Consider the following 19638-nt stretch of genomic DNA (forward strand, 5'->3'; position numbering starts at 1 on the left):
CCGCGCTCGAGCCACGCGCGAGTTCACGCGCGAATTCCTCAGCGCAGCAGCTCGAGCGCGGCCATCGCGGCGTTGTGGCCGCCGATGCCGCTGACGCCGCCGCCGCGCCGCGCGCCCGACCCGCACAGCAGCACGCGCGGGTGGTCGGTCGCGACGCCCCAGCGTTCGGCCGGGGTGTCGAGCGGCTCGTCGTCGGTCGCCCACGGCCATGCCAGCGACCCGTGGAAGATGTCTCCGCCGGCCATGCCGAGCGCGCGCTCGAGGTCGGTCGTCGTCCGCGCCTCGACGCACGGCGTCCCGTCGGGCGCGGTGTAGACGACGTCGGCGATCGGCTCGGCGAGCACGGAATCGAGCGACGCCTGCGCCGCGGCGAGGAGCGTCGCCCGGTACGCGTCGTCGGCATCCCCGCCCTGCGCATCACTGCCTGAAACGCTCTGCGTCGCGAGCCGATGCGGCACCTGCAGTCCGAACAGGGTGAGTGTCTGCGCACCGGATGCCTGCAGGTCGCGGCCGAGGATCGAGGGGTCGGTGAGCGAGTGGCAGTAGATCTCCGCGGGCAGCGGATCGGGCACCGCCCCGCCCGCGGCGCGTCCGTACGCCGCGTCGAGCTGGGTCATCGTCTCGTTGATGTGGAAGGTCCCCGCGAACGCCGCCTCGGGGTCGACGTCGGTGTCGCGCAGGCGCGGGAGCCGCCGCAGCAGCAGGTTCACCTTGACCTGCGCGCCCTCCGGCGCGGAGGACGCGTCGACGTCACCGGTCCCTTGCGAACCACCGGCGGCGAGGAGCCGCCCCAGCACCGCGGGCCCGACGCCGCTGAGGACGAGCCGCCCGGCGATGCGTTCGCCGCTCGTGAGCGTCACCGCGCCTTCCGGGTCGACGGCGAGGACCTCGGCATCCGTCCGCAACTCGGCGCCGGCGTCGCGCGCCGCCCGCTCGAGCGCCCCGCTCACCCGACCCATCCCGCCCACGGGCACGTCCCAGTGCCCCGTGCCGCCGCCGATCACGTGGTAGAGGAAGCACCGGTTCTGCCGGAGGGTCGGGTCGTCGGCATACGAGAACGTGCCGATGAGGCCGTCGGTCAGGGCGATGCCGCGCGCCGTGTCGGAGGTGAGCGCGCCGCGCAGCAGCGCGCCCAGGGGTTCGTGCACCACGGCATCCCACAGCGCCTGATCGGGCACCGCAGCGCGCACCGCGCTCTCGCGCCGGAGGGGCTCGGTGACGGTCGGGAAGAGCGCCGCCGCCAGCGGCAGCAGCCGGTCGTACAGGGCGCCGAACCGCTCGGCCTCGCGGGCGTCGCCGGTGGTCCGCAGGAAGCTCTCCGTCGTCGCGATGGCGTCGCCCGCGTCGACCAGGATGCCGTGCGACGGATCGGCGGGATCGGGTGTGTAGGAGGAGGAGCGCCGCCGCCGCAGATCGAGATGCAGGTCGAGGTCGTCGATGACCGTTCGCGGCAGGGGGCTGACAAGGTACGAGTAGCGCGACAGCCGGGCATCCACGCCCTCCCACGGGCGTTCCGACACGGCGGCGCCGCCCACGTGGGCGTGGCGCTCGAGGACGATGACCCGCTTGCCGGCGCGCCCGAGGTACGCGGCGGCGACGAGGGCGTTGTGGCCGCCGCCGACGATCACGGCGTCGTAGATCTCGCTCATGCGCCCACGGTATTGCGTTCCGTGAGGCCGGGCGAGGTTGGGCGAGGTCGCGCCCGGCCTGCGGCAGGGGGCGCGTAGCGTGGAGATATGACGGATGCCGAAGAGCTGCTCTCCCTGGCCGAAGACATCGCGCGCGAGGCGGGGGTCCTCGCGCGCCGCCGCCGCGAGGAGGGCGTCCGCATCGCGGCGACCAAGTCGGCCCTCGCCGACATCGTGACCGACGCCGATCGCGAGGTCGAAGAGCTCATCCGCGCACGCCTGGCGGCGGCGCGCCCGGACGACGGATTCCTCGGCGAGGAGTCGGGCGCCGAGCGCGGCATGTCGGAGGTCACCTGGGTCGTCGACCCGATCGACGGGACCGTCAACTACGCGTACGGCACGCCGCACTACGCGGTGTCCATCGCCGCTGTCACCGGCGAGCCATCGCCAGAGGCGTGGACCGCCGTCGCGGGGATCGTCTACACACCCGTGATCGACGAGGCGTTCACCGCCGCGCGCGGCGAGGGCGCGTGGCTGCGGACGCAGGGCGGAGGGCCGCAGCGCCTCGCCGTGTCGTCGCCGACGGATGCCGGAGCCCTCCTCGCGACGGGGTTCGGCTACGACCCCGCGACCCATGAGGGCGACCTCGACCGCGTCCGCCGCGTGCTCCCGTTCGCCCGCGACATCCGGCGCGCGGGCGCCGCGTCGCTCGACCTCGCCTACGTCGCGGCCGGGCGTCTGGACGGGTACTTCGAGCGCGGGCTTCACCCGTGGGACCACGCCGCCGGCGCGCTGCTGGTCACCGAGGCGGGCGGCGTCGTCTCGGGGCAGCCGGAGGGCCGGCCGGGCCGGCAGATGACGATCGCGGCGAGCGCGGACCTCGCCGCGCGACTCGCCGAAGCGATATACCGCTGAGCGTTGATGGCATTCCCAGGACGCCGGGGGTAGTGTTTACCCGATCGTTACCTTTGCCGCCCGAACGGCGAGGGTGATCCGAAGCCCGATGCACGACGCCGTTTCCCCCGGAGCGGCCGGACGAGAGCCTGCGATTTGACGCTCGATACCCCCATGGCTGACGCCGCGCCCACGCGACGCTCCAGCCGTCGACCCTCCGCGCCCACGGCGCCGGAGGAGTCGGGGTATCTGACGCGCGCGGAGCTGCGTCGCCGCCGTGCGGAGGCCGAGGCGAACGCCGTCATCGACGCCACCGTTGCCGAGACTCCCGTGGCCGAGCTTCGCGAGGTCACGCCCGAGCCGGCGGCGCCGATGGAGCTGTCGGTCGCCGAGACCGTCGTCGCCGACGTCGCCTCCGCGATCATGGCCGAGTCGGTCGGCGCGCAGCCTGACGCCACGACCCGTCGCCGGCTGCGCCGCGCTGCCCACGCGGTCTTCGCCGAGGTCGCCGGCGAACCGGAGTCGGCCGGCATCGAGCCCGCGGCCCTCACCGGTGCGTCGTTCATCGTGCCCGAGCCCCGCGCCTCGGAGCCCCGCGTCACCGAGCCCTGCAGCATCGACGAGTTCGAGTTCGCGGCGCGTCTGTTCTCCTTCACGGGCGAGACGCCGGTGCAGCGCACTCCCGCTGCGAGCGAGTCCGATGAGATGCCCGCGCCGGTTTCGGCGGCATCCACGCACATCGCTCCGCGCCGTGCGCGCCGCGGGTCCGTCCTCGCGCAGCGCATCGCGGCGGCATCCTTCTCGCTCGGGGTCATGACCGTCGTGGGGATGCTCGCGGTCGGCACGACGACGCCCGCCGAGGCTGTGGCGTCGGCATCCGGTGCGGCCTCCGACCTGACGGCGGTCGCGCCCGTCGCGGCGAAGACCGCTCCGAAGACCGACATCCAGGCGTTCGTCGCGAGCGGCGCGAACGACGTCGCGCCGCTGGACCGCGACGAGAAGTACGATGTCGCCTCGATGGCCGACATCGCGGCCGCCTCCGGCGTGACGGAGTTCGCCGGCACGTGGGTCAACGACCCGACCTCGCCGATCCAGTGGCCCTTCCCCGTCGGTGTGCCCGTGTCGGCCGCGTACGGCTCCAACACGTACCTGTCGCAGTTCTCCCGCCCGCACCGCGGCGTCGACCTGACGCCCGGGCTCGGCGCCGACATCCACGTCATCGCCGCCGGGACGGTGCGCATCGCCACCGAGGCGGGTGGCGACTACGGCGTGACCGTCGTCGTCGACCACATCATCGACGGGCAGCTCGTCTCGACCCGCTACGCGCACATGATCCGCGGCTCGCTCGCCGTCTCGGTCGGCGAGACCGTCACGGCCGGTCAGGTGCTCGGCAAGGTCGGCGAGACGGGCAAGGCGACGGGTCCGCACCTGCACTTCGAGGTGCTGCTGGGCGGCACGACCCACATCGATCCGATGCCGTGGATGCAGGAGCACACGACGGGCACCCACACCGTCGGCTGACCGGTGTCGGGCGGCTCTCTTCGGTTCGGCGGGATGCCGTTGCTCTGATATCCTCTTCTAGTTGCCTGCACGTCCTCCGCGGAGCGCAGGCGGCACGCCCCGATAGCTCAGTGGCAGAGCACTTCCATGGTAAGGAAGGGGTCGTCAGTTCAATCCTGACTCGGGGCTCGCAGCATCCACATCTCGCCGTGTGGGTGCAGCGCGGCGGGGTAGCTCAGTTGGTGAGAGCGCACGACTCATAATCGTGAGGTCGCGGGTTCAAGCCCCGCTCCCGCTACAGATCCGAAGCCCCCGATTCGTCGGGGGCTTCCGCCATTGCGGCGCGCACTGTTGCGACGGCGGCGCCGTCCCTGCTACATCTAAGGTCATCGGCGTCGACCGGTCCGCCCGACACTGCGATGGGGGAGGGCGCCGCGCGACACGGCGCCGAAACCTCGATGTCGGCGCCCGGCGATAGCATGGACAGTCTTCTTCTCGTCGGTTCCGCCGCCGATACCCTCTCTCGCCGCATCGGAGATCTCGCATGCTCGGAAAGCTCCTGGTCCGGTACCTCCGGACCTACAGGTGGTGGCTCGCGGGGGTGCTCGTCTTCCAGTTCGCCTCGGCGATGGCATCCCTGTATCTCCCGCGCGTGAACGCCGACATCATCGACAAGGGCGTCGCGACGGGTGACACCGCCTACATCTGGTCGCGGGGTGTCTGGATGCTCGCGATCGCGCTCGGTCAGATCGTCGCCTCGATCATCGCGACCTACTTCGCCGCCCGGGCAGCGATGAGCGTCGGCCGCGACATCCGCCGCAACGTCTACGAGAAGGTCAGCGGATTCTCGGAGCGGGAGGTGTCGACCTTCGGCGCCGGCACGCTCATCACCCGCAACACGAACGACGTGCAGCAGGTGCAGATGCTCGCGATGATGGGCGCGACGATGCTCGTCACCGCGCCGCTCCTCGCGATCGGCGGCATCATCATGGCGATCCAGCAGGACGTCGGGCTGAGCTGGCTGATCGCGGTCGCCGTGCCGCTGCTGCTCGTCATCGCGGTCATCATCGTGAGCCAGATGGTGCCGCTGTTCCGGCAGTACCAGTCCAAGCTCGACGGCGTGAACCGCGTCATGCGCGAGCAGCTGACGGGCGTCCGGGTCGTCCGCGCGTTCGTCCGCGAGCGCATCGAAGAGGCGCGGTTCCGCGTCGCCAACACCGACATCATGGTCGTCGGCCGCAAGGTCGGGTCGCTCTTCGTCATCATGTTCCCGCTCGCGATGCTCGTGTTGAACCTCACGGTCGTGGGCGTCATCTGGTTCGGCGGCGTGCAGGTGGATGCCGGACACGTCCAGATCGGCACCCTCTTCGCCTTCATGCAGTACGTCGGTCAGATCCTCATGGGCGTGCTCATGGCGACGTTCATGACGATCATGATCCCGCGCGCGGCCGTCTCGGCCGATCGGATCGGCGAAGTGCTCGACTCGACCGATGCGCTCGAGCGGCCCGTGCACCCCGTCACCGACTTCCCGGCGCGCGGCTCGGTCGAATTCGACGACGTGTCATTCACCTACCCGGGCGCCGACGCCCCCGTCGTCGACGGCATCTCGTTCCGCGCCGCCCCCGGTGAGACCGTCGCGATCGTCGGGTCGACCGGGTCGGGCAAGACGACGCTCGTCTCGCTCATCCCGCGCCTGTTCGACGTCACCGGCGGCACGGTGCGCGTCGGCGGGGTGGACGTCCGCGAGGCCGACCTCGACCTCATGTGGAAGGGCATCGGCTACGTGCCGCAGAAGGCGTTCCTGTTCTCCGGCACGGTCGCCTCGAACCTCCGGTTCGGGCGTGAGGAGGCGACCGACGACGAACTGTGGAAGGCTCTCGAGATCGCGCAGGGCAAGGACTTCGTATCCGAGATGTCCGGCGGACTCGACGCGCGCATCTCGCAGGGCGGCACGAACGTGTCGGGCGGGCAGCGCCAGCGCCTCTCGATCGCGCGGGCGATCACCCACCGCCCCGACATCCTCGTCTTCGACGACTCGTTCTCGGCGCTCGACGTCGCGACCGACGCACGCCTGCGGCAGGCGCTCTGGCGAGAACTGCCGGAGGTGACGAAGATCGTCGTCGCCCAGCGCATCTCGACGATCACCGAGGCCGACCGGATCATCGTGCTCGACGCGGGCCGTATGGTCGGGTCCGGCACGCACGACGAGCTGCTCGCGTCGAACGCCACGTACCGTGAGATCGTCGAATCGCAGTTGGGAGTGGACGCATGAGCGCCCCCGACACGGCGGTCCTCTCCGAAGAGGAGCGCGAAGAGCTCGAGCTCGCCGAGCAGGCGCGGCTGAACTCCGGCGACTGGGACGCGGTCGCCCCCGGCAAGGCCGGCAACTTCGGTCAGAGCTTCGCCCGCATGATCGGGCTCCTCGGCCCCTACAAGTGGGTGTTCGCGCTCGTGTCCCTCCTCGGGGCGATCGGCGTCGTCCTCGCCGTCATCGCACCGAAGGTGCTCGGCGAGGCCACGAACGTCATCTTCGAGGGCGTCGTCTCGGCATCCCTCGCCGGACAGTTCCCCGCCGGCACCTCGCAGGAGGATGTCGTCGCCGCCCTCACCGCGGCGGGGCAGACCGACCTGGCGAACATGGTCGCCGCGATGGCGAACTTCCAGGTCGGCGCCGGCGTCGACTTCGAGCGCCTCAAGTGGGTGCTCGTCGCCGTCATGGCGATCTACATCGTCTCGTCGCTGCTCACCTGGATCCAGGGCTACGTCATCAACGTGATCATGGTGCGCACGATGTGGCGCCTGCGCGAAGACGTCGAGGCGAAGATCAACCGTCTGCCGCTGTCGTACTTCGACCGCGTGCAGCGGGGTGAGCTCATCTCGCGCGTGACGAACGACATCGACAACATCACCCAGACGATGCAGCAGTCGCTGTCGACGGCGTTGACGAACGTCCTGACGGTCGTCGGTGTGCTCATCATGATGTTCTCGATCTCGTGGCAGCTCGCGATCGTCGCGCTCATCGCGCTCCCGCTCATGGCGGTCGTGTTCGGTGTCATCGGCCCGAAGTCGCAGAAGGCGTTCACGATCCAGTGGCGGAAGGTCGGACGCCTCAACGCACGTGTCGAGGAGTCGTTCTCCGGCCACGCCCTGGTCCGGGTGTACGGGCGCGAGAAGGATGCGCGCGAGAAGTTCCAGGACGAGAACGAAGAGCTCTACCAGGCATCCTTCCGCGCGCAGTTCCTCTCCGGCCTCATGATGCCCGCGATGATGTTCATCGGTTCGCTCAGCTACGTCGGCATCGCCGTGCTCGGCGGGCTCATGGTCGCCTCGGGCCAACTGCGCCTGGGCGATGTGCAGGCGTTCATCCAGTACTCGCAGCAGTTCACGCAGCCGCTGTCGGAGCTCGGCGGCATGGCTGCCGTCGTCCAGTCGGGCACCGCCTCGGCCGAGCGCGTGTTCGAGCTCCTCGACGAAGACGAGCAGGAGCCGGATGCCGACGACGCCCCCGTTCTCGTCGACGGACCGGGCGTGATCGAGTTCGAGCACGTCGCGTTCAGCTACGCGCCCGACAAGCCGCTCATCCGCGACCTGTCGTTCCGGGTCGAGCCCGGTCAGACCGTCGCCATCGTGGGTCCCACGGGCGCCGGCAAGACGACGCTCGTGAACCTCCTCATGCGCTTCTACGAGCTGGACGGCGGGCGCATCCTCCTCGACGGGCAGGACATCGCGGCACTCACACGCGATGATGTGCGCTCACGCACCGGCATGGTGCTGCAGGACCCGTGGCTGTTCGCCGGATCGATCCGCGACAACATCCGCTACGGCAACGAGGCGGCCACCGACGACGAGATCGTCGCCGCCGCCGTCGCGACCCGCGTCGACCGCTTCGTGCACTCGCTGCCCGACGGCTACGACACGATCCTCGAGGAGGACGCCGCCAACGTCTCCGCCGGCGAGCGGCAGCTCATCACGATCGCCCGCGCGTTCGTCGCCCAGCCGAGCGTTCTCATCCTCGACGAGGCCACCAGCTCGGTCGACACCCGCACCGAGCTTCTCCTCCAGCACGCGATGGCGGCCCTGCGCGAAGGGCGCACGTCGTTCGTCATCGCGCACCGGCTCTCGACGATCCGCGACGCCGACCTCATCCTCGTCATGGAGCACGGCGACATCGTCGAGAAGGGCACGCACGACGAGCTCATCGCCGCCGAGGGCGCCTACTGGCGTCTGTACCGCGCGCAGTTCGAGCAGGCGGCCACCGCCGAGGAACCCGCACCCACCGAGCGCGACGCAGCCGCCTCGGACGAGAAGGAGGCCCGCGCGTGAGCGCTCCCGCCGTTCCCCGTCGCCGCGACGCGCGGTTCATCGTCTCCTGCATCGCGATCGGACTCGCCGCGGGGCTCCTCTCGGGCCTCTTCGGCGTCGGCGGCGGCACGGTCATCGTGCCGATGCTCGTGCTCCTCCTGCACTTCGACCAGCGACTCGCGGCCGGCACGTCCCTCGCGGCGATCGTCCCGACCGCGACGGTCGGCGTCATCTCCTACGCGGTCCACGGATCGGTCGCGTGGGTCGCGGCGATCATCCTCGCGGCGTTCGCCGTCATCGGCGCGCAGATCGGCACCTGGCTGCTGGCCCGACTGCCGCAGAACGCCGTGCGCTGGGGCTTCGTCGTCTTCCTCGTGTTCGTCATCGTCATGCTCTTCGTCGTCGTGCCCTCGCGCGACGCGGAACTCGTCCTCACATGGGGGGCGGGAGCGGCGCTCGCGCTGCTGGGGCTCATCACAGGGGTCCTCTCCGGCCTGCTCGGCGTCGGCGGCGGTGTCGTCGTCGTCCCGGCGCTCATGATCTTCTTCGGAACCAGCGATCTTGTGGCGAAGGGCACGTCGCTCCTGATGATGATCCCGACGGCGATCTCCGGCACGATCGGCAACCTCAAGCGCGGCAACGTCGACCTGCTCGCCGCCGTCGTGATCGGCCTCGCCGCCTGCACGACGACCGCGCTCGGTGCATGGTTCGCGACCCTGCTCGATCCTGCTGTGGCCAACATCCTGTTCGCCGTGTTCCTCACCTACATCGGCGTGCAGATGGCGCTCAAGGCGATCCGCACCCGCGGCAAGCGCTGACGCGCGGCAAGCGCTGAGGCGCGGCGACGGGCATCGGGGTCGCGCGGGAGGATCCTCGTTAGGATCGAGGGGTGTCCGTGAACCCTGAGTTGGTCGGCCGGCCGTTCCCGCCGACCGCGTCGTATCTCGTCGGGCGCGAGAAGGTGCGCGAGTTCGCGCGCGCCGTCTTCGCGACCGATCCGCAGCACTCCGACCCCGCCGCCGCACAGGCGCTCGGCTACGCCGACGTCGTCGCCCCGCCCACCTTCCCGATCGTGATCCAGGACCTGACGATGCAGCAGCTGCTCGCGACGCCCGACTCGGGCATCGCGCTCGAGCGCACCGTGCACGCCGAGCAGCGCTTCCGCTACTCGCGACCGATCGTCGCGGGCGACGAGCTCGTCGCGCAGCTGCAGATCACGAACATCCGCCCGTTCGGCAAGGGCGCGATGGTCACGAGCGAGTCGGAGATCACCGATGCCGCAGGCGCGCACGTCGTGACCGCCACCTCCGTCCTCCTCGTGGGAGGTGAGGTCGCGTGAGCGCCGCCCCGCAGATCCCCGCCGCCGCCGATCTCACGGTCGGTGACGTCGTCGCCGAGCGCACCGTGCACCTCACGCGCGATTCCCTCGTCCGGTACGCCGGGGCGTCCGGGGACTTCAACCCGATCCACTACCGCGACGACGTCGCCGCCGAGGTCGGGCTCCCCGGAGTCCTCGCGCACGGCATGCTGACCATGGGCCTCGCGGTCGAGACGATCGTCCCGTGGGTCGGTGATGTCGGCCGGATCCTCGAGTACGGCGTCCGCTTCACGCGCCCCGTCGTCGTCGACGCCGACACGGGCGCTGACCTCGCGATCGTCGCGAAGATCGCCGCCGTCGAGGACGGCGTCGCCCGCATCGATCTGACCGTCACGGCGGGAGACACCTCCGTCCTCGGCAAGGTCCAGGTGCGCGTGCACCTGGACGGCTGACCATGCCCGAGATCGACCCCGTCCCGCTCGCGCGACTCACGACCCTCCGCGCCGGCGGTACTCCCGAGCGCATGATCGAGGCGACGACCCGCGACGAGCTGGTCACGGCGCTGCAGGATGCCTGGGCCGCCGGCGACCCGTGGCTCGTCGTAGGCGGCGGCTCCAACCTCCTCGTCGGCGACGAGCCGCTGGAGGGCACGGTCGTCCTCGTCCGGACGCGCGGCATCGAGCGGCTCCCCACCGCCGCCGACGCCGCCCCCGGCACCGTCCGGCTGCGAGTCGAAGCGGGGCACGACTGGGACGACCTCGTCGCTCACACGGTCGACGCGGGACTCGCCGGCATCGAGGCGATGAGCGGCATCCCGGGTACGGCGGGCGCAGCCCCCATCCAGAACGTCGGCGCCTACGGGCAGGAGATCGTCGAGACGCTCGTCGAGGTGGAGCTCCTCGACGAGGCGACCGGCGAGGTCGAGACCGTCCCCGCCGCCGACCTCGAACTCGGCTTCCGCACGTCGGTCCTCAAGCAGCACTACGGGCACGGCGCGCGTCGCTCGGGCGTCATCGTCTCGATCACCCTCGAGCTCACCGAGGTCGGCGATGGGGCCTTCCCCGTGCGCGGCGCGCAGCTGCGGCAGGCGCTCGGGATGGCCCCCGACGACACCGCGACCCTCCGCGGCATCCGCGAGACCGTCCTCGCGACGCGGGCGCGAAAGGGCATGGTCCTCGACGACGCCGACCCCGACACGCACAGCGCCGGATCGTTCTTCCAGAACGCGATCGTGTCGGCATCCTTCGCCCGCACCCTCCCGTCCGAGTGCCCGCGGTGGCCGCTCGCGCCGGTCGTCGCGCCCGTGACGGTGATCCCGCTCGCGGCGTTCGACGGCGTCGTGGCGCCGCCGGTGTCTGTGCAGCCCGACGTGAAGGTGAGCGCCGCGTGGCTCATCGAGCACGCGGGCCTCGGCAAGGGGTTCCACCTGCCGCGCTCGCGCGCCGCGCTGTCGACGAAGCACGCCCTCGCCGTCACGAACCGCGGCGGGGCGACGGCGGCCGAGCTCGCCGAGCTCGCCCGCTACATCCAGCAGCGCGTGCAGTCGGAGTTCGGGCTCATCCTGCAGCCCGAACCCGTCCTCATCGGCGTCGAACTGTAGCGGCGGCGACGTGCGGCGTCAGGAGAACAGACGCTGCAGGCGCTGGATGCCTTCGACCAGCGCGTCCTCGCCGAGGGCGTAGGACAGACGCAGGTATCCCGACGGACCGAACGCCTCGCCGGGGACGACGGCCACCTCGGCCTCGTCGAGGATCAGGTCGGCGAGTTCGAGCGACGTCTCGATACGCTTCCCGTGCCACTCGCGTCCGAGCAGGCCTGTGACGTCGGGGTAGACGTAGAACGCGCCCTGCGGCACGGGCACCTGCACCCCGGGGATCTTCTGCAGCTCGGCGACGATCAGCTTGCGGCGCCGGTCGAACGCGACGCGCATCTCCTCGGCCTCGGTCTGCGGGCCGGTGAGGGCGGCGAGTGCCGCGCGCTGGGCGATGTTGTTGACGTTGGAGCTCAGGTGCGACTGCAGGTTCGCGGCGAGCTTGATCGCGTCAGCCGGGCCGACCATCCAGCCGACGCGCCAGCCCGTCATCGCGTAGGTCTTGGCGACGCCGTTGACGAGGATCGTCTGGCCGGCGAGCTCGGGGACCGCCTCGACGATCGACACGGCGCGGACCCCGTCGTAGACGAGGTTCTGGTAGATCTCGTCGGTGATGACCCAGATGCCGTGCGCGAGCGCCCACTCGCCGATCGCCGTGGTCTCCTCGGGGGTGTACACGGAGCCCGTGGGGTTCGAGGGCGACACGAAGACGAGCACCGTGGTCTTCTCGCTGCGCGCCGCCTCGAGCTGGTCGACCGTGACCTTGTAGTCCTGGTCGGCGCCGGCGAACACCTCGACGGGCACGCCGTCGGCGAGGGCGATCGCCTCGGGGTACGTCGTCCAGTACGGCGCGGGAAGGAGCACCTCGTCGCCGGGGTTCACGACCGTCTGGAACGCTTGGTAGACCGCCTGCTTGCCGCCGTTGGTGACGACGACCTGGCCCGCGGTGACCTCGAGCCCCGAGTCGCGCAGGGTCTTCGCCGCGACCGCCTCGCGCAGCACGGGCAGGCCCGCGGCGGGCGTGTAGCGGTAGTTCGCGGGGTCGCGGAGGGCCTCGGCGGCAGCCTCGACGATGAACGCGGGCGTCGCGAAGTCGGGCTCGCCCGCGGCGTAGGAGATCACGGGGCGACCGGCCGCCTGAAGAGCCTTCGCCTTGGCATCGACCTTGAGCGTCGCCGACTCGGCGATGGCGGAGAGCTTGCGGGAGAGGGGAGCGCGCTCGGCGGGGGCCGAGCCAGTCGTTTCGGTCACGCTCTCAGCGTAGTCTCGCGGCGGTCGCGCTGCCGCTCAGGATGCCGCAGCCGCGGCATCCGTCGTGCCGAACAGGCCCTGGCCGTGCTTCTGCAGCGCGTCGTACGCCTCGCCGTAGGTCGCGGGCACGGGCGTGCCGGGGTCTTCGCGCTCCAGCAGCAGCCCGAGCAGCCCGCGCGCGGGCGAGGTGAGCGGTCGGGCGCGGTGCGCGTCGACCGTGTCCTCCGAGACGGCTTCGGGGTTCGGCGGGGACCACAGTGCGGTCGGGGTCGGCCACGCGTCGGGCTGGCGTGGCCGCGGAGCGGTGAGGGCGTTGTGGATCGTGGGGGCTCCGTCGTCGCGGGCCGTGAGCGGCGCGAGGCCGTGCTGGCGCGACAGCGTCGCGACGAGCGAGCCGTGGTGCATCTCGTCGCGGACGATCGTTCCCGGCGCGGCGTGGGCGCTGACGACGATCGCGGGGACGCGCAGGCCCAGCCGGTCGAACGTGAAACCCATCTCCCCGGGCCCCGCATCGTCGGGCGGTGTCGCGGCGGGAGGGGCGACGTGGTCGAACAGGCCGCCGTGCTCGTCGAACGTGACGACGAGCGCGGTGTTCAGGGCGTGCGAACCCGAGGCCGTCGCGCTCGTGCGGACCGCATCGTAGACGTCCTGCAGCAGCTTGTCGCCCGCGCGCACGTCGGATACCGCGCTGTCGTCCACCCGGATCGTCGTCCCGTCGTCGAGGGTCAGAGTGCCCTCGCGCAGCTCGCCCCACGGCGGATGCATGTCGTTGTGGTTGAAGATCATCCGCGGCTCGATGAAGGCGTAGGCCGGGAGGTTTCCCGCTGCGGCATCCGCGTAGAACTGCGTCATGTCGCGGAAGTTCGTCTTCCAGTACTTCTCCAGCGCCGGCGCATGGATGAACCCGGTCAGCGAGACGAGTTGCGTCGGATCGTAATACACCCGCCACGACAGGTCGGCTTCTTCGAGTCGGTCGAAGACGGTGGGGGATGCCGGAGCGTTCAGCCACTTCTCGTACGAGCCGTCGGCGTGATTGACGACGAACCCGTGCGACGTCGACGCGTGGAAGAACGACCGGTTGCAGTAGGTCTGGGAGGGGGCGGCCGCGAACCAGTGGTCGTAGACGGCGAACTCACGGGCGAGTGTCGAGAGGACGGGCATCATGTCGGGGGAGAACCCGCCCATCGCCTTGCGGTACTCATCGGGCGCGGGTTCGCGCCGCGTCGAGTTGCGGAAGTTGATGATGTAGTCGTGCACGAACCCGCCGTTGTCGGGCTGCTGTCCCTGCGGCGGGGCGTTGACGGGCGGGGCGACGGTGCCGAACAGCTGCGTGTTGACGTGCGGGTAGGTCTCGCCCGGGTCGGGCTGCGGCTGCTGCATGATCGAGTCGGTCGGCCCGGTGTACACATGCGCGGGAATGCGCTCGCCGTTCGGTGCGACGTTGGCGTAATCGCCCTGCAGGAGGCCGTCGAACTCATCGCGCGTCTTCTCGTCCGCGGTGTAGAGCCGCCCCAGCATGTTGTCGAAGCTGCGGTTTTCGAACATGAGCACGACGAGGTGGTCGAAGGCCGCGTCGGCGCGCTGCGGGAGCGGTGTGAAGGTGGGCGAGACGGACGCCGCGCGGTGCTGCGACGCCGCGATGCCCCACCCGGCCCCGCCCGCGACTGCGAGACCGGCGACCCCCGCGAGGCCGATGCCCGTCCGCCGCAGGAAGTCGCGCCGGCTCGTCCCCTCGTCGGGCTTCGTGCCCTCGTCGGCCTTCGTGCCCGCTGGCGTCGTGTCGCCGGGCTCCCCGTCATCCGCGGTCATCGTCGCAATCTAGGGGCGCGATCGCCGCGTGAGGCGCACAACGGGCACGATCCGCGCCCTCCGGGGCGCGAGGCGACGGAAGCTGCCCGCAACGCGCTGCGAGCCGACACGACGAAGGGGGTCGGATGCCAGGCATCCGACCCCCTTCGTCAGCGGCGCGACGAGCGCGCGCTGCGGGACTCAGCCCTCCAGGTACTCCGCGTACGCCGACAGGGTCAGGAACGTCGGGAAGTCCTCGCCGAGCGCGACGTCCTCGAAGATCTTCGCGGCGTCGTCGAACCGGTCGCCCTCGAAGCGCGTGACCTCCTCGAGCACCTGCGTGATGAGCTTCTCGATGTAGGCGCGGGTGATCTTCGTGCCGTCGGCCGTGGAACGGTCCTGGTGGATCCACTGCCAGATCTGCGAGCGCGAGATCTCGGCGGTCGCGGCGTCCTCCATGAGGTTGTCGATCGCGACGGCGCCCAGGCCCCGCAGCCACGCCTCGATGTAGCGGATCGCCACCGACACGTTCGCGTAGACGCCGTCCGCCGTGATCGGCAGTCCGATGTGCACGTCGATCAGCTGGGACGCCTCCACGTGCACCTCGGGACGCTGACGGTCGACCTGGTTCGGCTTGTCGCCGAGCACCGCGTCGAACTCCGCGCGGGCGACGGGGATCAGGTCGGGGTGGGCCACCCACGTGCCGTCGAAGCCGTCGCCCGCCTCGCGCTTCTTGTCGGCCGACACCTTCTCGAACGCCTGCTGGGTCACCTCGGGGTCGCGGCGGTTCGGGATGAACGCGCTCATGCCGCCGATGGCGAAGGCGCCGCGCTTGTGGCACGTCTGCACGAGCAGCTCGGTGTAGGCCCGCATGAACGGCACCGTCATCGTCACCTGGCTGCGGTCGGGCAGCACGAACCGGGCGCCGCGGCCACGGTAGTTCTTGATCACCGAGAAGATGTAGTCCCAGCGGCCCGCGTTCAGGCCCGCGACGTGGTCGCGCAGCTCGAAGAGGATCTCCTCCATCTCGAACGCGGCCGGCAGCGTCTCGATCAGCACGGTCGCACGGATCGTGCCGTGCGGGATGCCGACGTACTGCTCGCTGAACGTGAACACGTCATCCCACAGCCGCGCCTCTTCGGACGACTCGATCTTCGGCAGGTAGAAGTACGGGCCGACGCCGTTCTCGATGAGCTGCTTCGCGTTGTGGAAGAAGTAGAGGCCGAAGTCGACGAGCGAGCCCGACGCGGCGAGCTGACGGCCCGCGCGGTCGGTGAACTGCACGTGCTTCTCGGTGAGGTGCCAGCCGCGGGGGCGCATCACGATCGTGGGCGTCTCCTGCGCCGTGACCTCGTACACCTTGCCCTCGGGCGACGTGTAGCTCAGCTGCCCGCGGATCGCGTCGAACAGCGACAGCTGACCCTCGATCACGTTCTTCCAGGTGGGGCTCGTGGCGTCCTCCTGGTCGGCGAGCCACACCTTCGCGCCCGAGTTCAGGGCGTTGATCGTCATCTTCGGATCGGTGGGCCCGGTGATCTCGACGCGGCGGTCCTCGAGGCCGGGGCCGGCGCCGGCGACCTGCCACTCGGCATCCTCGCGGATGTGCGCCGTGTCGGAGCGGAACTGCGGGTCGTGGCCGTTGCCGATCTCGAAGCGGCGACGCATGCGGTCGGCGAGGCGGTCGTGGCGACGGCCGGCGAAGCGGGCGTGCAGCTCTGCGAGGAACGCGATCGCGTCGGGCGTGAGGATCTCGTCGTACCGCTCGCGCATAGGGCCGGTGACGACGATAGCCGCCGTCGGGATGGGCCCGGTCGTCGGGCGGGAGGTCGTGGCGGTGGTGGTCATGGCCCTGGCTTTCTGTGCGAGTCGGTCGCGGATGCCTCGGAGAGGTGATCCGTACGGCGGGTGCCGTGAGACCACTCTGGGTGAAGAATCGGCGGCAGACTGACCAAATCGCGTGTGAAGTTCTCTCGATCTTCACGGATTGTGATCCGACGCCGGACATGACGCGACGCGAATCCGCGCCGGGTTCGCCGTGCCCGGCCCCGGCCTGCCTAGGCTGAACCGGTGATCGACTGGATTCTTCAGGAGTGGATGCAGATCCTCGGTTTCGCGACGGGCGCCGCATGCGTGTTCCTCGCCGCGCGGCGGAACGTGTGGACCTACCCCCTCGGCATCGCGAACAACCTCGTCTTCCTCGCGGTGTTCGTGCCGGCGGGTCTCTACGCGGCGGCGGGGCTGCAGGTCGTCTATCTCGTCCTCGGCATCCACGGCTGGATCCACTGGACGCGCGGTGTCGAGCAGGACCGCGAGTACATCGCCCGCACACCGCGCCGGGCGGTCTTCCCCCTCATCGCCGCGGGCCTCGCGGGCGCCGCCGTGCTGACGTGGGTCCTCAGCACCTTCACCGATTCGCAGGTCGCCCTCGCCGACGCGGCGACGACCTCGGCGAGCCTCGTCGCGCAGTACATGCTCAACCGCAAGTGGATCGAGAACTGGTTCGTGTGGATCGGCGTCGACATCGCGTTCGTTGCCCTATCGATCGCGACCGGGCTCTGGATCGTCGCGGCCCTCTACGCCCTGTTCATCGTGCTGTGCGTGTACGGATACCGCGGCTGGCGCGCCACGGCGCGGGCGACGGCGGTCGAGGCGGAGACGCCGGCGCATGCCTGAGCGCCGTTTCGCGCACGGCCTCGTCGTCGGCAAGTTCTATCCGCTGCACGTCGGTCACTCCCACCTCATCCGGAGCGCCGTCCGCGCGTGCGACCGGGTGACGGTCGAGGTCATCGCGTCGTCCGTCGAGACCATCCCGCTCGAGCGGCGTGCCGCGTGGCTGCGCGAAGAGCACCCGACGGTGCGCGTGGTGACGGCGCTCGACGACACCCCCGTCGACTTCGATTCGCCCGACGCGTGGGAGGCGCACACCGCCTTCATCGCGGGGCTCCTCCCGGAGCCGGCCGACGCCGTCTTCACCTCCGACCCGTACGGCGACGAGCTCGCCCGCCGTCTCGGTGCGGCGTGGGTGCAGGTGGATGCCGGTCGCGCGGTCAACCCCGTCTCCGGTACGCGCATCCGCGGCGACCTCGCCGCTCACTGGCATGAACTCGCCCCGGCTGTGCGCGCCGACCTCGCGACCCGCGTCGTGGTGCTCGGCGCCGAGTCGACCGGGTCGACGACGCTCGCCGAAGACCTCGCGGCGGCTCTCGGCACGCTGTGGGTGCCCGAGTACGGGCGCGAGCTCACCCTGACACGAGAGGGCGGGCTGGATGCCCCGTGGCGCAGCGACGAGTTCGAGCTGTGCGTCGACCGCCAGATCGTCCTCGAGGACGACGCGCTCCGCCGCATCCCGGTGCCGGTGCTCGTGTGCGACACCGACGTCCTCGCGACGGCGCTCTGGCACGAGCGCTACGTCGGCACGGCCGCTCCCGGCATCCTCGCCCGCGCGGCGACGCACCGGCCCGACCTGTATCTGCTCACCGGCGACGAGATCCCGTTCGTGCAGGACGGACTGCGCGACGGCGAGCATATCCGCCATGCGATGCAGGAGCGCTTCCGGGAGGTGCTGGCCGCGCAGAGCGTGCCGTGGGTCGAGCTGCACGGCGACCGTGCCGCCCGGGTCGAGGCCGCCCTCCCGCTCGTGCGGCGCGCGATGGCGGCGCGGGCCGCCTTCGCGCCGCCCCTCGAAGGAGACGCGGACGACGTGCAGCGTGCTCGGGCACGGGCGGCGCGCGAGGGGGCGGCGCGCGCGACGTCGTCGCGGGATCAGCCGGCGCCGCACGCCCCCTAGGCTCGACGCATGTCCGATCGCTGGCGCAAGGTCTCGGTGTCGCCCACGTCGTCCGCCCACCTCGACGGCCCGGAGCGGCTGACGACCGACGACCTGTTCGCGGCGCCGGGCGCCCCCGAGGTCCCGCTCGACGAGAAGCTCCGCCAGGCCTACTACTGGATCGTCAATCGGGCGGTCATCTCGCCCTACTACGACCTCGAGTTCTCCGCCCGGCGCCCGCAGACCTTCACGCTCGGCGACGCCTCGGCCTCCCTCACGCTGCCCACCGACGCGTCGTTCTCGTCGAACGTCCTGGTGCCGCTGCTGACGTTCGCCGTCGGCGGCAAGTGCCTCATGATCGGCGGGCCCGGGCGCGGGAAGACCACGGTCGCCGTCCTCATGGGCGTTCTCGCCGGATCGAGCGCCGACGACGTGCGCCGGAGCGTGCAGCAGGGGCAGCCGCAGCTCACGGTCAGCGACCTCGTCGGCATCCCGCTGCCGCGCGACCTCGTCAACGCCGCGAGCCTCGCCGAGATCTCGATCGCCTGGCGGCAGTGGCTGACGCGTCCCGTGAAGATCGTCGACGAGTACAACCGCATTCCGACGAAGACCCAATCGGCCCTGCTCACGATGGTCGCCGAAGGCTACGTCGAGAGCCACGACCAGATGCACAAGACCAACCCCGACCGGGGCGTCGAGAGCTGGTTCTTCACGGCGAACGACGATGCGGGCGGGGGGACGTTCCCCGTCATCCAGGCCCTGCGCGACCGCATGGACGTCACGGTGCAGGCGGCGGGCTTCAACAGCCGCTTCCTCGACGAACTGGTCACCCGCGTCGAGGCGGGCGAGAAGCCCGAAGAGCACGTGCCGGCCGAGCTCGTCTTCACGGCCGACGAGCAGAACGCGATCCGCGCCGCGATCCGGGCCGTGCCCGTGCCGCCCGCGGTCCGCCGGCGCCTGGAGTTCTTCCTCAGCCACTTCGAGTTCGTCCAGCACGGCGGGCGGCGGTTCGAGTACCGCACGAAGGACACGGTGACGACATCCGGCGGCCGGGTCGCCGAGGTGATCGAGGAGAATTCCGGCGCCGATCTCGTCGCCGATCTCGGCGCGCAGACCCTCAACGGCCTCTCGGTACGTGCGCTGCAGACGCTCGTCCTGTATGCGAAGGCGATGGCCTGGTTCCGGGGCGCCTCCGAGGTCACCGTCGCCGACGTCGCCGCGATGCTCCCGTTCGTCCTTCGAGGCAAGCTGCTGCCGAACCTCTCGCACCCCCGCTTCGAGGTCGGCTCAGAGCATGAGCTCGCCAGCGACGTCGTCAGCTGGCTGCAGGATGTCTTCGCGCAGTCGTGCGCCCAGTACGACGCCCTCGGGCGGGACGAGGACGATCCCGTCCGCGCGCTGCTCACCCAGTTCGAAGCGGGCCTGGATGGACTGTCGACGGTGGAGGTCTCGCGCCGCCTCACCAAGATCGAGTCGCGCGTGCGCGCGATCGCCGCGACGCGGAAGCTCTACGGGCGCGACTTCGACGATCTCACCGCGCTGAAGTACCTGCATCAGCGGTACACCGCGTACGCGCAGTGGCTCGCGGAGCGCCGATGAT

15 protein-coding genes and 2 tRNA genes are annotated in these 19638 nt (G+C 70.8%); 13 read left to right on the forward strand and 4 right to left on the reverse strand.

Annotated elements, in window-relative coordinates:
• Window positions 1-38: 38 nt before the first annotated feature.
• A complete protein-coding gene (locus ACRVYW_RS06885; RefSeq protein ID WP_431802997.1) occupies window positions 39-1649 on the reverse strand; it encodes a phytoene desaturase family protein in 1611 nt (536 codons plus the stop codon).
• A gap of 87 nt (window positions 1650-1736) precedes the next feature.
• On the opposite strand from ACRVYW_RS06885, the gene ACRVYW_RS06890 reads away from it, so the two are divergent.
• From ACRVYW_RS06890 to ACRVYW_RS06935, 10 genes are all read left to right on the forward strand, one after another.
• Window positions 1737-2543 (forward strand): inositol monophosphatase family protein, encoded by an 807-nt coding sequence (locus ACRVYW_RS06890; protein WP_431802999.1) that lies wholly within the window; start codon window positions 1737-1739, stop codon window positions 2541-2543.
• 153 nt (window positions 2544-2696) lie between these two features.
• Window positions 2697-4043, forward strand: coding sequence for a M23 family metallopeptidase (locus ACRVYW_RS06895; protein WP_431803001.1), 1347 nt, complete (start codon window positions 2697-2699; stop codon window positions 4041-4043).
• A 96-nt stretch (window positions 4044-4139) separates the two neighbouring features.
• Window positions 4140-4211: transfer RNA gene (locus ACRVYW_RS06900), tRNA-Thr, on the forward strand.
• Between the two features lie 35 nt (window positions 4212-4246).
• Window positions 4247-4320: transfer RNA gene (locus tag ACRVYW_RS06905), tRNA-Met, on the forward strand.
• A 246-nt stretch (window positions 4321-4566) separates the two neighbouring features.
• Entirely contained in the window at window positions 4567-6294 is a 1728-nt protein-coding gene (locus tag ACRVYW_RS06910) for an ABC transporter ATP-binding protein (RefSeq protein WP_431803003.1), read from the forward strand.
• Window positions 6291-8345 (forward strand): ABC transporter ATP-binding protein, encoded by a 2055-nt coding sequence (locus tag ACRVYW_RS06915; RefSeq protein ID WP_431803005.1) that lies wholly within the window; start codon window positions 6291-6293, stop codon window positions 8343-8345. Before ACRVYW_RS06910 ends, ACRVYW_RS06915 begins: the two co-directional genes overlap by 4 nt.
• Window positions 8342-9142, forward strand: a complete 801-nt coding sequence (locus ACRVYW_RS06920) for a sulfite exporter TauE/SafE family protein (protein ID WP_431803007.1) — start codon at window positions 8342-8344, stop codon at window positions 9140-9142. Before ACRVYW_RS06915 ends, ACRVYW_RS06920 begins: the two co-directional genes overlap by 4 nt.
• A gap of 71 nt (window positions 9143-9213) precedes the next feature.
• Window positions 9214-9663, forward strand: a complete 450-nt coding sequence (locus ACRVYW_RS06925; protein ID WP_431803009.1) for a MaoC family dehydratase N-terminal domain-containing protein — start codon at window positions 9214-9216, stop codon at window positions 9661-9663.
• Window positions 9660-10094, forward strand: coding sequence for a MaoC/PaaZ C-terminal domain-containing protein (locus tag ACRVYW_RS06930; protein WP_431803011.1), 435 nt, complete (start codon window positions 9660-9662; stop codon window positions 10092-10094). Before ACRVYW_RS06925 ends, ACRVYW_RS06930 begins: the two co-directional genes overlap by 4 nt.
• Window positions 10095-10096: 2 nt before the next feature.
• Window positions 10097-11242 carry a UDP-N-acetylmuramate dehydrogenase gene (locus tag ACRVYW_RS06935; RefSeq protein ID WP_431803013.1) on the forward strand — a complete coding sequence of 382 codons (1146 nt, stop codon included), beginning with the start codon at window positions 10097-10099 and terminating at the stop codon, window positions 11240-11242.
• Window positions 11243-11260: 18 nt separating this feature from the next.
• Here the strand turns inward: ACRVYW_RS06935 and ACRVYW_RS06940 are convergent, their stop codons facing one another.
• From ACRVYW_RS06940 to aceB, 3 genes are all read right to left on the reverse strand, one after another.
• On the reverse strand, window positions 11261-12484 hold the full coding sequence (locus ACRVYW_RS06940; RefSeq protein ID WP_431803015.1) for a pyridoxal phosphate-dependent aminotransferase: 1224 nt from the start codon (window positions 12482-12484) through the stop codon (window positions 11261-11263).
• A gap of 36 nt (window positions 12485-12520) precedes the next feature.
• Window positions 12521-14293: an alkaline phosphatase family protein gene (locus tag ACRVYW_RS06945; protein ID WP_431803017.1), complete on the reverse strand. Its 1773-nt coding sequence runs from the start codon at window positions 14291-14293 to the stop codon at window positions 12521-12523.
• Between the two features lie 180 nt (window positions 14294-14473).
• Window positions 14474-16117, reverse strand: coding sequence for a malate synthase A (gene aceB, locus ACRVYW_RS06950; protein WP_431803019.1), 1644 nt, complete (start codon window positions 16115-16117; stop codon window positions 14474-14476).
• Between the two features lie 222 nt (window positions 16118-16339).
• On the opposite strand from aceB, the gene pnuC reads away from it, so the two are divergent.
• The 3 genes from pnuC to ACRVYW_RS06965 are packed head-to-tail and all read left to right on the forward strand — an operon-like array spanning window position 16340 to window position 19637.
• Window positions 16340-16945: a nicotinamide riboside transporter PnuC gene (gene pnuC, locus ACRVYW_RS06955; protein ID WP_431803020.1), complete on the forward strand. Its 606-nt coding sequence runs from the start codon at window positions 16340-16342 to the stop codon at window positions 16943-16945.
• Window positions 16938-18059: an AAA family ATPase gene (locus ACRVYW_RS06960; protein WP_431803022.1), complete on the forward strand. Its 1122-nt coding sequence runs from the start codon at window positions 16938-16940 to the stop codon at window positions 18057-18059. The genes pnuC and ACRVYW_RS06960 overlap by 8 nt, the downstream gene beginning before the upstream one ends.
• Window positions 18060-18068: 9 nt before the next feature.
• The gene (locus ACRVYW_RS06965) at window positions 18069-19637 is read left to right on the forward strand and encodes an AAA family ATPase (protein WP_431803023.1); all 1569 of its coding nucleotides are present in this window, start codon (window positions 18069-18071) and stop codon (window positions 19635-19637) included.
• Window position 19638: the final 1 nt, after the last annotated feature.

This window comes from Microbacterium sp. bgisy203 (genome assembly GCF_965345155.1).
Lineage (GTDB): Bacteria > Actinomycetota > Actinomycetes > Actinomycetales > Microbacteriaceae > Microbacterium.

Coding starts and splice junctions, on each gene's coding strand:
- ACRVYW_RS06885 (WP_431802997.1), bottom strand. CDS start 1,649: ATGAGCGAGATCTACGACGCCGTGATCGTCGGCGGCGGCCACAACGCC.
- ACRVYW_RS06890 (WP_431802999.1), top strand. CDS start 1,737: ATGACGGATGCCGAAGAGCTGCTCTCCCTGGCCGAAGACATCGCGCGC.
- ACRVYW_RS06895 (WP_431803001.1), top strand. CDS start 2,697: ATGGCTGACGCCGCGCCCACGCGACGCTCCAGCCGTCGACCCTCCGCG.
- ACRVYW_RS06910 (WP_431803003.1), top strand. CDS start 4,567: ATGCTCGGAAAGCTCCTGGTCCGGTACCTCCGGACCTACAGGTGGTGG.
- ACRVYW_RS06915 (WP_431803005.1), top strand. CDS start 6,291: ATGAGCGCCCCCGACACGGCGGTCCTCTCCGAAGAGGAGCGCGAAGAG.
- ACRVYW_RS06935 (WP_431803013.1), top strand. CDS start 10,097: ATGCCCGAGATCGACCCCGTCCCGCTCGCGCGACTCACGACCCTCCGC.
- ACRVYW_RS06945 (WP_431803017.1), bottom strand. CDS start 14,293: ATGACCGCGGATGACGGGGAGCCCGGCGACACGACGCCAGCGGGCACG.
- aceB (WP_431803019.1), bottom strand. CDS start 16,117: ATGACCACCACCGCCACGACCTCCCGCCCGACGACCGGGCCCATCCCG.
- ACRVYW_RS06960 (WP_431803022.1), top strand. CDS start 16,938: ATGCCTGAGCGCCGTTTCGCGCACGGCCTCGTCGTCGGCAAGTTCTAT.
- ACRVYW_RS06965 (WP_431803023.1), top strand. CDS start 18,069: ATGTCCGATCGCTGGCGCAAGGTCTCGGTGTCGCCCACGTCGTCCGCC.